Raw genomic sequence first — 12,997 nt, forward strand, 5'->3', positions numbered from 1 at the left:
CTGGTGAGACCCCGGGCGGCACCCTCATGTCTAGTTCCAGTTCTGCATAGTCTGGGACCATGTTTATCTTTGATCCGCCCCTAATAACCCCTGGGTTGAAGGAGACTGAGCCTATCACACCCCTTAAGTCGGCTTCACTCAGCCTTAACCCACCCCTTAGGGCACCCTCCAGGTAGACCTTGGCTGAGTTGTTAACCGCCTCCACTAGGTCCTGGGGTAACTTAATCCCCCTATTCACCTCCTCAATGATACCCTGCGCCGCCTCAATAGCCTTAATAAGCCTCATTATTGCGTTATCTCCAAGCACAGGTAGACTACCGTGGGCCGGCCTACCCCTAGCCACAAGCCTAACTTGGCTAAGCCCCTTCTCCGCTATGCAGTACCTACTGAAGCCCGTTGGCTCAGCCACTATGGCCGCGTCACCCATCAGGACATTATCCTTAACCAGGGCCTCAACCCCAGCATGACCCCCAACCTCCTCATCCGCCGTTGCGGAGAAGACCAGCGTCCCAGAACCCTTGCCCTCAATCACGTGACCCAACTCGGCGAAGACCATCATTATCACGGCTAGGCCACCCTTCATGTCCGTTGAGCCCCTCCCGTAAACCTTACCCTCAATTATTTTCCCCGAAAATGGTGGGTAAGTCCACCGGGATGTGTCGCCAGGTGGAACAACATCAGTGTGCCCATTGAGTATTAGTATTGGTCTACCACTGCCCACCTTAGCCACCAGGTTGGGCTTACCCTTAACGTACTCGTAGATGCTGCTTGAGAAGCCACGCGCACTAAGCCAGTCCCTAATGAAGCCGACAACCCCAGTCACATCACCAGGCGGGTTAGTGCTGTCTATTTGAACTAGGCGTGAGGTTAACTCGGCCAATTGATCACCCAAATTACCCCGCATCGTTAAGCTTATTGCACAGTATAATATAAGTTTTTCTTATTTATTTCATTAAATTAATGATCAATTTAATAAAGAGGTAACGCTTAAAAATTTGCTAAGAATAACTTATTTTTGATGGCCATCAACACCAGGAATGTGATTAAGGTTGTTTTACTAATGCTTGTGCCTTGGATATTCATAGTGTTTGCTGCGCCGCTTTACAATAAGCCCTACCCTGAGTTGGGTGGTTGGCCATTCCTATGGTGGTACCTCTTCGCCTGGGTCTTTATACAGCCTGTGATAACCTACATAGTGTACAGGTTTGTGGATAAGAAGGGTGGTGAGTCATAATGTTCACGGTAATTGACTACACGGTCTTCTTCACCCTAGTCGGCTTAACCGTGGTTGCGGGTTTTTTGGGCAGTAAGTGGAGGGCGCCCGACTTCAGTAAAATAGCGGAGTGGAGTCTTGGGGGTATGAGGTTCGGCTCCTTCATAGTCTGGTTCCTAATGGGTGCCGATATTTATACAGCCTATTCGTTAATATCAATACCGGGTGCGGCCTATTCCCTAGGTGGCTTCATACTTTACGCCGTCGTTTACGGTTCAGTGTCTTACCCATTCCTCTACATAGTGGCCACTAAGTTCTACAGGATAGCCAAGCGCCGCGGCTACATCACAGCGGGTGATTATGTTAGGGATAGGTTTGATAGTGGCGTATTGTCGCTGTTAATCTCATTAACAGGTATAATAGCGATGCTGCCTTACATTGCACTTCAAATAGTTGGGATAAGGTACGTGCTTGATGCCATGGGCTTCCCGGTGATTCCAAGCTTCATAATAGCCTACATAATAGTGGCGTTGTTTGTGGCGTTCAGTGGGTTAAGGGGCCCGGCCTTAAGTTCACTGATTAAGGATGCTGTACTATGGGCCGTGATATTAACAGTTGTTGTTGCATTAGGTATACGCTTCAGCGGCTTCGGCCCCATTTTCACTCAACTTGGTCCCTCACACTACCTGATACCTAGTAAGTTAATGGTGGGTTACATAACGTTGGCCTTTGGAAGTGGGATATCGTGGTTACTCTTCCCTAACCTACTGGTTGGCTTATTAGGCTCTAAGAGTGAGGATGTTATTAGGAAGAATTCCGTTTTCCTGCCACTTTACCAAGTTTGGCTAGTCTTCCTAGCCATAATGGGCCTAGTCGCCTTAGCTAAGAACCTAGTGCCAAGCGGTGTATCAAGTCTGGCATTCCCATCAGTGTTGAATGCGTACTTCCCAAGCAGCTTTGTTGCGATTGCATTTGCGGGTATTGTAATCGGGAGCATGGTTCCAGCTGGTCTTCAGAGCCTTGGTGCGGCTAATCTCATAACCAGGAACATTTACCTAGATTTCATAAATAGGAGGGCTAATGAGAGGCAGCAGGTATTTTGGGGTAGGGTAGCCGTGTTTATAATGATAGTGGCATCCCTAATATTTGCCCTAGTCCCAGCCGCAAGTGGCTTAATATTCTATCTACTAACCTTCTCATACGCCTGGCTACTGCAAACATTACCCGCAATAATACTCTCAATGTACTGGTATGACTTAGATAAGTATAGCGTGGCCGCTGGATGGGCTGTGGGTACTGGGTTAGTTACGTATGGTTTAGTCACAGTTAAATTCTCATCATCATTACTGCCATGGTTCTACTACATGTACGTTGGTCTACTAGGTCTCATAGTTAACCTAGCGGTAATGCTAATTGTTTATGCGGTGGTTAAAGTCCTTAATGTTAAGGTAAGTAGCAGGTTAACACCACAGGAGTTGGTGTAATTCTGCCCCACGGTTAAAGCCTTCAAAAGCAAGGCCTTTTCCATTTCCATGCCTAAGATTTCCATCCATACCGCATACATGTTGACTATGTAGGTCTATTTATTGAACGTAGTTGGCCAGTTGGCATATTTAGCCTAACATTTATTAGCTACCTCAGGTGACTATACTTGAAATGGGTGGAATATTCGGTCTTGTATCCAATATTAGACCCGTGGCACCCGTAATTAGGATTGGCCTAGAAAGGTTAATCCACAGGGGTATTGATGGTGCCGGTGTTGCCACGGTTTACAATGGGGTTATTCATGTTAAGAAGGATGCTGGGAAGGTGACTGATGTGCACAGTAGGCTTAATCTAGATGATTTACCGGGCTACGTCGGCATAGGCCACGTTAGGTCAGCCACACACGGCAGGCCCGTGTACGAGAACACACACCCAGTCCAGGACTGCACAGGCACCGTGGCCCTCGTCATGGATGGGGTTGTTTCGGATTACGACGAGATTAGGAAGAGGCTTATGAAGAGGCATAGGTTAGTCTCGAGGACTGATGCTGAAGCCCTAGCCCACATGCTTGAGGATGAGTTAAGCAGCGGTAAGTCAATGGCTGAGGCCTTATCATCTGTGACCAGGCAGGTTAAGGGGTATTACACGGTAGCCGTGCTTCATAAGGATGAGGAGAGGATCTACGCCTTAAGCATGGGTAACCCACTGGTCATAGGGGTTGGTGATGGGGAATACTTCGTGTCCTCGGAGGAGCAGGCCATACCGGTTAAACTGAACTCAGTCTACTTCATGGAGCCCAACCAACTGGCCGTGGTTAGTAGGGATGGGGTTGTCTTCCTCAACGCCTCAACACTGGGTAGGATTGAACCCACGCCCCAGGTGGCGTCTCAAGTGGTTGTGGAGGTTGTTAAGGGTTCATTCCCACACTACATGGTTAAGGAGATTTATGAGGAGCCTGAGGTTTTAGCCAGGGCCGTTAACCTACTCCAGAGGGAGTACCTGAACGATGCAGCTATGATAGTTGCCAAGGCCAGGAACATAATATTCACGGGTTCCGGCACCTCCTACTACGCCTCACTGATAGGTAAGTACTACCTCGAGGAGTTGGCTGGGGTTAGGGCTGATGCGGTTCCAGCCGGTGAATTCCCCTACATTGGGGCTAGGTATATTGAACCAGGTACGTTGATAATAGCCGTTAGCCAATCGGGTGAGTCAACGGACGTCATTAGGGCTATTAGGTGGGCTAAGAGGAAGGGGGCTATAATACTAGGCATTGTTAATAGGCTTGGCTCAGCATTAATGAGGGAGTCAAACGTCTACCTACCAATGGGTGCAGGGCCTGAGTTAGCTGTGCCAGCCACCAAGTCCTTCGTGGCCTCCGTGGTTATGATGCTTCAACTGGCCTACGCGGTTAAGGGTAATGTAGCCGAGGCTAGGGAGCTTGTCAATAAGACCATAGGCGTGTTAATAAACCAATTGGATAAGGTTAGGGATGACATCAGGAAAGTTGCCAAGTCACTTTCCAGCCACGGCAATGCATACGTCATATCAGGAGGCCCTGTTGGTTTACCCATAGCCATGGAGACCGCCCTAAAGCTTAAGGAGGCTGCTCAAATCCACTCGGAAGCATTCAGCTTCAGGGAGTTTAAACACGGCCCAATAACCCTGGTTTCGAGGGAATTCCCAACAATAGCCATAATGCCCGGCAACGACATAGACGAGGAGATCGTTAACGTAATCTCCGAGGTGTGGTCAAGGGGAGGGTACACGGTAGTCATAACGCAGAGAGGTAGGGAGGTTACGGGTGACCAGGTAATATACGTTGAGAGGGTTGGTAATAGGCTAATGGTGCCACTGGTTTACCCATCGGTCATCCAACTACTGGCCTACGAACTCGGGGTGGCGAGGGGCGTTGACGTGGATAACCCACACAACTTAAGCAAGGTAGTCACCACTTAAGGTAACTAGAAGCTTATGGGAAAGTGAAATAAATAACTACACATGGGTTGGTGCAATGAAGTGCCCCTACTGGGTTGTTAAGGGTGAGTTGGCTGGCTCCTGCGCACCGAGGGGTGTTAAGGATGTTGAGAACTGGGCTAGGATGGGGGTTAAGGCGGTGGTGTCGTTGATGGAGGATTTCGAGTTCGATGAATTGGGGTTCCCCCTCAGCGATTACGTTGATGCGTTAAGGAGGTTCAACATCAGGTTCCTGCACGCACCCACCACTGATGGCGAACCCCCACCCAGCGACGTTTTCATGGCCATTTTAAGGTGGATCAGCGATAGGGTTAATGGAGGTGAGCCCGTCCTAGTCCACTGCAATGCTGGTGTCGGTAGGTCACCCACGGTCATAATAGGTTACCTGATGTATAAGGGGTATAGCCTGAGGGATGCGTATAGGCTAGTGTCCAGTATTAACGACGAGGTTTCACTCAGCCTAACCCAGGCCCTAGCCCTGGAGAGACTTGAGGAATCCCTGAGAAGGCGAACCTAGCCTACATTATCCAAGCAACAAAAATGAATGGCAAGTCTTGCCTTTTATGGCGGGTTGTTCTACTGTGTGGTTCGTAGTAATGGGGTTTTAAATCAACGCTAGGCAGGGTATTCATTAACCCCACAATAGACGGAGCAACAACCAAACCCAAAGCAAAAACTAACCCGGGGAAGGGGGTCATTAACCTCTGCGGCACGTTTAAAGCCTAGGAGCCAGAGCATTAGTAAGTGGGTAGAAATAGGCTCAGGGATGTCTTCAACAGGATAATCTGGACCAATGCAAGGGATGAGTACGAGGTAGTCATAGTGTCCAGGGGGGAGCCCGGCAACGTTAAGGTCATACCCCTTAGGGGTTTAATTAGAGCTAGCAGGGATGGCGTAATCATAAGACTTGGAGGGGGTGAATCATTCATACCCTACCACAGGGTACTGCTGGTGAGGGGGATTAATGGGGTTGTGGTTTACGAGAAGGGTAAGGGGCATTAACCAGTTAACCAGCTTCTCAACAGTTCCCTAGCCCCCTTAACCACATCCTCGTTAACCCTAACCCCCATCTCACTTAGTCTCCTCACAAGTTCGCTCGGTTCTAGGGATAGGTCAAGCCCCATTGCAGCTAGGGCGGCGGCAACCTTAACACCATCAAGCCCACCCGTCCTAGCCAGGGCCTTGACGTTTAGGTACAGTTTAACCCGCCCCTCATCGACGCCTAGTTCACTGGCCACGCCTCCTAAACCAAGGCTCCTGAGGGCGTTCACTAAGCCATTAAGGTCACCGTACCTCTGCGTCACCAACCAGTCAACGTGGAGAACTAGTGCCGTTAGGTACTTCGTGAATAACCTACCTTTATCATCATCATTGTTGGCTAGTTGAAGTGCAGAGCCGTAGGCCACCTCAGCTTCCTCCGCGGCTTCTGGTATTTCCTGAGCGACGTTAAGTAGCATGTCCCCAGCCTCCTCGTAGTAATCCTGTTCCCCATCCTCAATGGCCTCAATCAACCTAGCCATTGCGGCGCACCTAGTGACTTCGGTTAAATACCCATCAACCCACCTAGCCGCTGAGGCGCATTGCAGGTAGGTTGACCTAGCCTCATCCAGGTTGCCGTGGGTTAGGTGATACCTGGCCAGTTCCATTAAGCCGAGCAGCCTAACGTTAACGGCATCGTCAAGTTCCCTTAACTCACTGTAGTGGTTATATGCGGCCGAGAGGTGCATCATGGCATCCTCGATTAACCTATACTCAGCCTCATGGTTACCCCTCTCATGCTCAAGTTCAGACGACTTAATGTCAATTAAACCCTCACCAAGCTCAATTAGGGCTTTAAGCCTTAGCGAATCCTCGCCCACAGCCACGTTAACCTTACTTCTAAGCAGCTCCACGGCCCTCCCCAACTCCCCATGCTCCATCATTAGTTCACTCAACCTGATGGCCAACCCAATGCTATTCACGTTAACCGGGTCTATGCCGGCTATCAACGCTATAACCTTGCCACTTGGTTTAATGCTGAGCAGCAATTCGGCATCGTGTTCACTAAGCCCCTTGCCAATATCTCTAAGCAGGTTTTCAGGTAGCTCGTTTAGGTGCCTAAGCAGTGTGCCTTTACTGGCTGGTAGCTGCCTAACATCCTTTATGATCCTGCTCCTAATGCACTCAAGGTCCCATAGGCACTCCTCAGCTAACCCCATACCCAGTTGTGGGTTTAGTAGGGGGTTTAAATAATCATTTACCTGAGTCCCATGCTTAACCATATTCTGCGTTATTAAATGTTTATTAATCAGAATTCGCTATTTAAGTATGGTTAGCGTGATAATACTGGCTGGGGGGTATGCCACTAGGCTTAGGCCACTTACCTTCACCAAGCCTAAGCCCCTACTCCCCATACTGAATAAGGCTGTGATAGATTGGATCCTGGACTCCGTCACAGCTATTAAACCAAGCAGCATCTTCCTGTCCGTTAGATACATGAGTGAGCTCATTGAGAAGCACATTAACCATAGGTGGGCTTCATTAATGGGTATTATTAACGTTGTTAGGGAGGATAAGCCCCTAGGTGACGGTGGCCCGGTCTCGTACATAGCCAGTAATTATAAGCTTGACGACATCATAGTGGTCTTCAATGGTGACATATTCACCAGGGTTAACCTGGAGGAGGTTATTAATGAGCATGTTAGCAAGGGCGCCTTAGCCACAATATGCCTAACCCAGGTCAGCGACGTATCGCAGTACGGCGTGGTCACGCTGGGTAAGGATAACCTCGTGACTGGTTTCGTTGAGAAGCCTGAACCAGGTAGCGCACCATCAAACCTGATAAACGCCGGCATATACGTGTTCAGTAAGGAGGCACTTAGGTACTTTCCAAAGCCTGGCGAATTCGGTAAGTTAGCCCTGGACGTCTTACCCAGGATAATTAAGGACCGTGGGGCCTATGGGTATGCCTTAAAGGGGTATTGGTATGACATAGGGACTGTGTCATCATACCTGGACGCTAATTTCAGGGCCCTTGACGAGTACTGTAGGGACTGCCCCATGCCCAATGGTAACGATGTTTCAATAAAGCCACCCGTCTTCATAGGTGAGGGTGTTTCAATAGGGCCTGGGGCTGAGGTGGGGCCTTACGTGGTTATCCTGCCTAATTCCAAGATTGGCGCCCATAGTAGGATTAAGTACTCGGTTATAATGGACAACACCACGGTTGAGAGGGGGGCTTACGTTGACCTCGCGGTGCTTGGCTCCGATGTTTTCGTGGGTAGGTGGGCTAGGATTGAGAAGGGGGTTGTTGTGGGTGATGGTAGCTACATCAGCGACCACGTGCTTATAAACAGGGATTCGATAATAGGCCCCTTCAGGGAGGTTAACCAAAGCGTATATGAGGTTGGCAGGATACTGCTTTAAACAACCCTAATGAATGTTCAGTATAATAGCAACTATAAGCAGAACCCAGCCTATTGCTATTAAAACCCCGAGAACCTTCTTAAAAGCAGACACAAACACCAGCAACAGGTATATAGCCGTTAATGATACCAACAGAGCTATGGCATTGCCGTAGGTGTTTGCTAGAGTTGGGTTGGCTTTAAACACCGTTTCCTGCAGTATGTATTGAAGTAGGTTAACTAACCCATTGTAGGCGTAGACGAACAGCTTAAATGCCTCGTTAATTATCACCACCGTGTTTATTGCCATAATAACTAGGCATTGCGGCTGCTTAATAAGTATTGCATTTAACGCTGAGTACTACTCAATTGTGTATATCACGTCGAGGGTTGCCCCATTAATCCTGTTCTTAACAGTCTTAACCACGTCCCTACTTGCAGCCACCAGTATTGATACACCCACTAGGCTTGCCCCAGCCTGCCTTATTATGCTAAGGAGGGCATCCACAGTCCTACCTGACCTCACTATGTCATCCACTATTATCACCGAGTCCTCCTTAGTCAAGAGTAGTCTAGGTATGTATAGGCTAACCTTCCTGGGGGGTGAGTCAGCCATGTATGCGGCCTCGTAGTGCTGCTCAAAGCCTGCATCCATGTACTGCTTAGCTATGGTTAAACCAGCGTTTAAGGCGTATGAAGCCGCCATGGCCAGTGGAATGCCGTCTACGGCGGCTGTTAGAACCCTGGTTACCCTTAACCCCGAGAAGACCTCAAGTATGTGCCTCTCGTAGAGTTTAAGCACCGTGGGGTTTAGGACTATTGAACTTAGGTCTATGTAATTGCTGTTAACCTTAATCAGCCTTGAAACGACATTCCTAATGTCTGCCATGGGCCTAAGCGCCTTGACTATATCAGCCGCAGCCTTGGCTGATGGTAAAACCTCCATGTTGGCGTAGCGGCATAGTGTGGATTCAGGTATCTTAAGCATACTAGCCAATTGCTTAAACGACAGCGAGTAAATGCCCCTAACGGCATTTATGTAGAATACGGCATCCAACTGCAGATTAATCCTCTCCCTCCTCATCATTAAATCAATTGAATACAGGGATTATTAAACCTAACTGATTCAATGACAACCAATAACGCTTAAAAACTAGGCTAGACGTAGGTTACTGGTGGTCGGCGCCGGCTAAGGTGGGCCTTTCGAGCCCGTGACCCGGGTTCAAATCCCGGCCGGGGCACCAGGCAAATGGCCCTTCTCCGCATTTCCCTTAATCCCCCTAACTAAGTTTACCTCCCGGGTCAGGTATTGGGAACAATTGCCAGGAATCCCTCCTAGGGTTATTCAACGTGTTTAGTTGTCTTTGTGTAATTAGTTTCCTAAGTTCATTAACCACCCTGTAGACGGATAACGGCCCCTCCATGGCGAAGGCGGTCACCATGCCCACCAGGTCAGCCCCTGCCTCTAGGCCCCTTAAGACATCACCTCCGCTCATGAATCCACCTAGGCCTATGATCAACCCGCCATACCCCATGCCTCTGGTTAATTTAATGAGCCTGGTAACTATTTTAAGCAGTGGCGCCCCACTTACCCCACCGTAGCCCACAGGTAAGTCTGACTTTACCATTATGGTGTTTGCTATTGTTAGGCCAAGGGGGTTATGGTTGATTATGGTTTTAAGCACCTTAACCTCATCATTAACGTTGGGCAGTAGGGGTACCTTAACCACCACCTTATCGTGTCTCTTAAGTAATCTTAGCAGGTTACTGAGTCTCTGGGGTTCGACCCATGATCCGCCGTATGTTGGGCTACTCACGTTAATCTCTATGAAGTCCACGCAGCCTAGGTAGGGGGTTAGTGAATCAAGCATTATTTTAAACTCTACTTCGCTAAAGCCCGCTAGGCTAATGCCCAGTAGCTTACCCCTGGGCCACCTTGGGCACTCGCCATTAAGCACCTCCCTTATGAACCAGAACCCCCTTGACGGAAGCCCCATGGCGTTCACCATGGCCTTTAACCCAGGGTACCTCCTCATCCTCGGCCTTGGGTTACCCCGCCTTGGCCTAAGGGTTACTGAGCCGATGGTGTGGAAGCCTACGGGTAGGTTGGCCATTAGGCCTACCAGTAGGCCATCCTTATCAACGCCAGCCCCAATACCCACTGGAGAGTCGAGAACCCTATTAACCAGCCTAGGCCTATAGGGGAGGTTACCCATTAACTTAGTTAAAACCCTCATCGCAGCTCTAACTGGGTATGTCCTTAGGATTAGGTTGGATGCATCGTGGGTTAGGTCTGGTGGTAGGTAGGCTAGGGGCTGGTTAAGCAGCATTATTAGTCCCCATTGCGCTGAACAGGTCCTTAATCGTCAATATTGACCAAGCCCTATACCCAGCCCTCCTAATGGCTTCAAGCCCACCCTCAAGCCTATCCACTATTACACCAACCTCAAGCACCCTTAACCCACTGCCCTCAAGCACCTTTATCGAGTCCATTATTGTGCCACCCGTGGTCACTACATCATCTATGAGGAGCACACCTTCTCCACCCTTAAAGTATCCCTCAACCCTCTTACCCGTGCCATGGCTCTTCTCCGCCTTCCTAACGTATATAACCCCCTTACCCAGCCTGTAGGCTAGCATGGAGGCCCAGGGTATGCTACCACTCTCAATACCCGCTATCAGGTCAATGGGGCCGCTTACCCTCCTAGCCATCTCCTCGATTATTGGCCCGTAGACCTCTGGTATGGATATGGCCATCCTCATATCCACGTAATAATTACTCTTCCTCCCACTGGCCAGTGTGAATTCCCCAAACTTAACCACGCCATACTTAACCAGGAGCCTGACCAGTTCAGTCATTTACCTTTCACCTGCCAATTGCGCGTTGATGTCATCTATGGTTAAGTATGTTCCGCAGTATAGGCACTGCAGGAGTGGTTGATCACTGCGGATAACCTTAAACGTGGCCACGGCGTCCTCCCTGGGCTGATTGGTTATGCACCTGGGGTTTCTGCACTTAACAACACCCTTAACTGCGTCAGGTAGCTTAACCTGGAACTTCTTAATCACTGCGTAATCCTTAATCACGTTTATGGTGGCTGTTGGGGCTATTAGGGATATTAAGTTGAGTTCATCATCACCCAGCTCCTTACCCTCAATCTTAACTATGTCCTTCCTACCTAGCCTACGGCTCTCAACATTCATGACAAGTGCAATCCTTCCCTCACCGCCCCTTAACCTAAGAACCCTAAGCACCATTAAGGCCCTCCCAACGGGTATGTGGTCTATGACTATTCCATCCCTAATCTTACTAACTATGAGTTCCTTACCCTTAACCTCAGTTGACATCATTATTCTCGAGGGTTGGTGCTAATTAACCTTTCGTTCATTTAACATCGGGTTAAATTAAAAACTATTGAATTATTTTAAGGCTGAGTAAAAGTGCCTTATGCGGTGACTGGATTGCCGGTTATGCCGTACTTCTTCCTCCACTCCTCAAATATCTTCTGCTCCTCAGGGGTTAATTGCCTAGTTATCCTATACCAGTCATTCTTAGCCTTAGATTCGGCTGGGGCATCACCACTCTTCCATATGCAGTTCACTGGGCAGACTGGTATGCACTCGAAGTCATCCTTACAGAAGTCCCATATTAACCTGGCCTTACCGTTCTCATTAAGTTCAAGGGCATTGTAGGGGCATACACTTATGCATGCGCCGCAACCGATGCACGTATCCATATCCACAACTACCCTCTGGTACTTGGCCAATTCAGGCCCAGTCACTGTTGACATACCTATCACTCTGGGGGTTGCCTGTGTTCTAAATAATATTTAATCCGTGGACTGCAACGTGCAGCTGCACATGAAGGTTCACGGTTAATTCACATTTAGCCAACGGAGTGAGACAACCCGTTATAAACCTGTTAACTGGTTTAACCCCATTAAACGTGGTATCAATAACACCCAGCATAATGTAGCCTAAACTCCACATCGATTATTTTTTAACACATTCCCTATACAACCCTAGCTTATAGTAGCACTACCTGAATGTACTTATCCCCCTTCCTCTTAACCCTGTACTTGTGTGTTGAACCATCCTTAAGCACGACGAGCTCCCCCCTAATACCCTTCTTAACCGCCCTCCAGCTTGTTGAGAAGTAGAACTCACCCTCAGCATACTTGGACTTAGCTATTGGGTAAGCCGAATTATTATACACTATTACTCCTGCACTCCACTCAGGCGCCTTCTTGGCAACCTCCCTAATGTCTAATTCACCACCCTCCCCCTCCTCTTCATCCTCTGAATGTTCCTCGTCCTCAGCCACCATTAAGTCTCAGCCGGCTTATTTATAACTGTTACTTAAAAGTTACTTTAAGCATGGTGACGGCTGCTGCATTAAACCTCGGTTAACGGTGACTTAACTAGGTGAGAAAGAAATTTAACCACAGTACATAGGGGTCAGGCATGAAGCTTAGTGGACAGAAGGCTTGGGGAGGTGAGGTCAATCTAGGTAACCTATGGCAGCTGATAGAGGGTAACACCTTGACACTGGTCAAGTGTGTCCCGGATACAAGCGATATTAGGCAGATTGGCCCCCAGGAATTTGAGTTTAAGATAATGGTTCAAATGGGACCCGTGAGGGGTACCTTCAATTCGAGGGTTAAGATAACCAGCATAGATAGAGACACGGGTAAGGTAACCATGACACTCAACTCTAAGGGCCCTGGGGCAGTCATGGATGCGTCGATAACCGCCATTATAGGTGAATCAGGGGTCACCTACGACGCTGACGTCAAGTTAACTGGGCTATTGGCGGCGGTTGGGGAGAGGATAATTAGGAATTACATTGATGGTAAACTTAACGAATTCCTAAACAATCTGGTGAAGCTAGCTAAGACGGGGCAATGTTAAGACCATTCTTCAACCCCTTAACCTTAAG

The 12,997-nt window shown here is 48.7% G+C and carries 16 protein-coding genes; 7 read left to right on the forward strand and 9 right to left on the reverse strand.

Translation table 11 applies throughout. The annotated features are described in order from the left end of the window. Positions 1-904 (reverse strand): ArgE/DapE family deacylase (locus AAX04_RS00555; protein WP_066792720.1); only part of this gene is annotated, 904 nt, incomplete at its 3' end. Positions 905-1,018: 114 nt separating this feature from the next. On the opposite strand from AAX04_RS00555, the gene AAX04_RS00560 reads away from it, so the two are divergent. The 5 genes from AAX04_RS00560 (at position 1,019) to AAX04_RS00585 (ending at position 5,677) form a co-directional block, all read left to right on the forward strand. Continuing rightward, the gene (locus AAX04_RS00560; protein WP_066792722.1) at positions 1,019-1,234 is read left to right on the forward strand and encodes a DUF3311 domain-containing protein; all 216 of its coding nucleotides are present in this window, start codon (positions 1,019-1,021) and stop codon (positions 1,232-1,234) included. Next, entirely contained in the window at positions 1,234-2,697 is a 1,464-nt protein-coding gene (locus AAX04_RS00565) for a sodium:solute symporter (RefSeq protein ID WP_238377739.1), read from the forward strand. The genes AAX04_RS00560 and AAX04_RS00565 overlap by 1 nt, the downstream gene beginning before the upstream one ends. 172 nt (positions 2,698-2,869) lie before the next feature. Further along, entirely contained in the window at positions 2,870-4,657 is a 1,788-nt protein-coding gene (gene glmS, locus AAX04_RS00570; RefSeq protein ID WP_066792727.1) for a glutamine--fructose-6-phosphate transaminase (isomerizing), read from the forward strand. Between the two features lie 55 nt (positions 4,658-4,712). Beyond that, positions 4,713-5,192: a dual specificity protein phosphatase family protein gene (locus tag AAX04_RS00575; protein WP_066792729.1), complete on the forward strand. Its 480-nt coding sequence runs from the start codon at positions 4,713-4,715 to the stop codon at positions 5,190-5,192. A gap of 227 nt (positions 5,193-5,419) precedes the next feature. Continuing rightward, positions 5,420-5,677: a DUF504 domain-containing protein gene (locus AAX04_RS00585; protein WP_066792733.1), complete on the forward strand. Its 258-nt coding sequence runs from the start codon at positions 5,420-5,422 to the stop codon at positions 5,675-5,677. Here the strand turns inward: AAX04_RS00585 and AAX04_RS00590 are convergent. After that, positions 5,674-6,873: a hypothetical protein gene (locus AAX04_RS00590; protein WP_162270097.1), complete on the reverse strand. Its 1,200-nt coding sequence runs from the start codon at positions 6,871-6,873 to the stop codon at positions 5,674-5,676. The genes AAX04_RS00585 and AAX04_RS00590 overlap by 4 nt on opposite strands. Positions 6,874-6,982: 109 nt before the next feature. Between AAX04_RS00590 and AAX04_RS00595 the strand changes: the two genes are divergently transcribed. Continuing rightward, the gene (locus AAX04_RS00595) at positions 6,983-8,080 is read left to right on the forward strand and encodes a sugar phosphate nucleotidyltransferase (RefSeq protein WP_066792737.1); all 1,098 of its coding nucleotides are present in this window, start codon (positions 6,983-6,985) and stop codon (positions 8,078-8,080) included. Positions 8,081-8,086: 6 nt separating this feature from the next. On the opposite strand, the gene AAX04_RS00600 is transcribed toward AAX04_RS00595, so the two are convergent. The 7 genes from AAX04_RS00600 to AAX04_RS00630 form a co-directional block, all read right to left on the reverse strand. Next, on the reverse strand, positions 8,087-8,368 hold the full coding sequence (locus AAX04_RS00600) for a hypothetical protein (RefSeq protein ID WP_066792739.1): 282 nt from the start codon (positions 8,366-8,368) through the stop codon (positions 8,087-8,089). Between the two features lie 51 nt (positions 8,369-8,419). After that, positions 8,420-9,145, reverse strand: a complete 726-nt coding sequence (locus AAX04_RS00605; RefSeq protein WP_066792741.1) for a phosphoribosyltransferase family protein — start codon at positions 9,143-9,145, stop codon at positions 8,420-8,422. A 193-nt stretch (positions 9,146-9,338) separates the two neighbouring features. Then, positions 9,339-10,388, reverse strand: coding sequence for a hypothetical protein (locus tag AAX04_RS00610; protein WP_066792743.1), 1,050 nt, complete (start codon positions 10,386-10,388; stop codon positions 9,339-9,341). Continuing rightward, entirely contained in the window at positions 10,378-10,917 is a 540-nt protein-coding gene (gene pyrE / locus AAX04_RS00615; protein WP_066792745.1) for an orotate phosphoribosyltransferase, read from the reverse strand. The genes AAX04_RS00610 and pyrE overlap by 11 nt, the downstream gene beginning before the upstream one ends. Next, positions 10,918-11,409 carry an aspartate carbamoyltransferase regulatory subunit gene (gene pyrI / locus AAX04_RS00620; RefSeq protein ID WP_202904397.1) on the reverse strand — a complete coding sequence of 164 codons (492 nt, stop codon included), beginning with the start codon at positions 11,407-11,409 and terminating at the stop codon, positions 10,918-10,920. Positions 11,410-11,504: 95 nt separating this feature from the next. After that, positions 11,505-11,849 carry a 4Fe-4S dicluster domain-containing protein gene (locus tag AAX04_RS00625; protein WP_066792913.1) on the reverse strand — a complete coding sequence of 115 codons (345 nt, stop codon included), beginning with the start codon at positions 11,847-11,849 and terminating at the stop codon, positions 11,505-11,507. A 236-nt stretch (positions 11,850-12,085) separates the two neighbouring features. Further along, positions 12,086-12,385 carry a hypothetical protein gene (locus AAX04_RS00630; RefSeq protein WP_066792749.1) on the reverse strand — a complete coding sequence of 100 codons (300 nt, stop codon included), beginning with the start codon at positions 12,383-12,385 and terminating at the stop codon, positions 12,086-12,088. A gap of 137 nt (positions 12,386-12,522) precedes the next feature. Between AAX04_RS00630 and AAX04_RS00635 the strand changes: the two genes are divergently transcribed. Then, on the forward strand, positions 12,523-12,969 hold the full coding sequence (locus tag AAX04_RS00635) for an SRPBCC domain-containing protein (protein WP_066792750.1): 447 nt from the start codon (positions 12,523-12,525) through the stop codon (positions 12,967-12,969). Positions 12,970-12,997 lie beyond the last annotated feature (28 nt).

Origin of the sequence: Caldivirga sp. MU80, assembly GCF_001663375.1 — an archaeon.
Lineage (GTDB): Archaea > Thermoproteota > Thermoprotei > Thermoproteales > Thermocladiaceae > Caldivirga.

Excerpts from the sequence above, each read along its gene's own strand:
- AAX04_RS00560 (WP_066792722.1), top strand. The coding sequence starts at position 1,019 with ATGGCCATCAACACCAGGAATGTGATTAAGGTTGTTTTACTAATGCTT.
- AAX04_RS00565 (WP_238377739.1), top strand. The coding sequence starts at position 1,234 with ATGTTCACGGTAATTGACTACACGGTCTTCTTCACCCTAGTCGGCTTA.
- glmS (WP_066792727.1), top strand. The coding sequence starts at position 2,870 with ATGGGTGGAATATTCGGTCTTGTATCCAATATTAGACCCGTGGCACCC.
- AAX04_RS00575 (WP_066792729.1), top strand. The coding sequence starts at position 4,713 with ATGAAGTGCCCCTACTGGGTTGTTAAGGGTGAGTTGGCTGGCTCCTGC.
- AAX04_RS00590 (WP_162270097.1), bottom strand. The coding sequence starts at position 6,873 with ATGGGGTTAGCTGAGGAGTGCCTATGGGACCTTGAGTGCATTAGGAGC.
- AAX04_RS00595 (WP_066792737.1), top strand. The coding sequence starts at position 6,983 with ATGGTTAGCGTGATAATACTGGCTGGGGGGTATGCCACTAGGCTTAGG.
- AAX04_RS00600 (WP_066792739.1), bottom strand. The coding sequence starts at position 8,368 with ATGGCAATAAACACGGTGGTGATAATTAACGAGGCATTTAAGCTGTTC.
- AAX04_RS00605 (WP_066792741.1), bottom strand. The coding sequence starts at position 9,145 with ATGATGAGGAGGGAGAGGATTAATCTGCAGTTGGATGCCGTATTCTAC.
- AAX04_RS00610 (WP_066792743.1), bottom strand. The coding sequence starts at position 10,388 with ATGCTGCTTAACCAGCCCCTAGCCTACCTACCACCAGACCTAACCCAC.
- pyrE (WP_066792745.1), bottom strand. The coding sequence starts at position 10,917 with ATGACTGAACTGGTCAGGCTCCTGGTTAAGTATGGCGTGGTTAAGTTT.
- pyrI (WP_202904397.1), bottom strand. The coding sequence starts at position 11,409 with ATGATGTCAACTGAGGTTAAGGGTAAGGAACTCATAGTTAGTAAGATT.
- AAX04_RS00625 (WP_066792913.1), bottom strand. The coding sequence starts at position 11,849 with ATGTCAACAGTGACTGGGCCTGAATTGGCCAAGTACCAGAGGGTAGTT.
- AAX04_RS00630 (WP_066792749.1), bottom strand. The coding sequence starts at position 12,385 with ATGGTGGCTGAGGACGAGGAACATTCAGAGGATGAAGAGGAGGGGGAG.
- AAX04_RS00635 (WP_066792750.1), top strand. The coding sequence starts at position 12,523 with ATGAAGCTTAGTGGACAGAAGGCTTGGGGAGGTGAGGTCAATCTAGGT.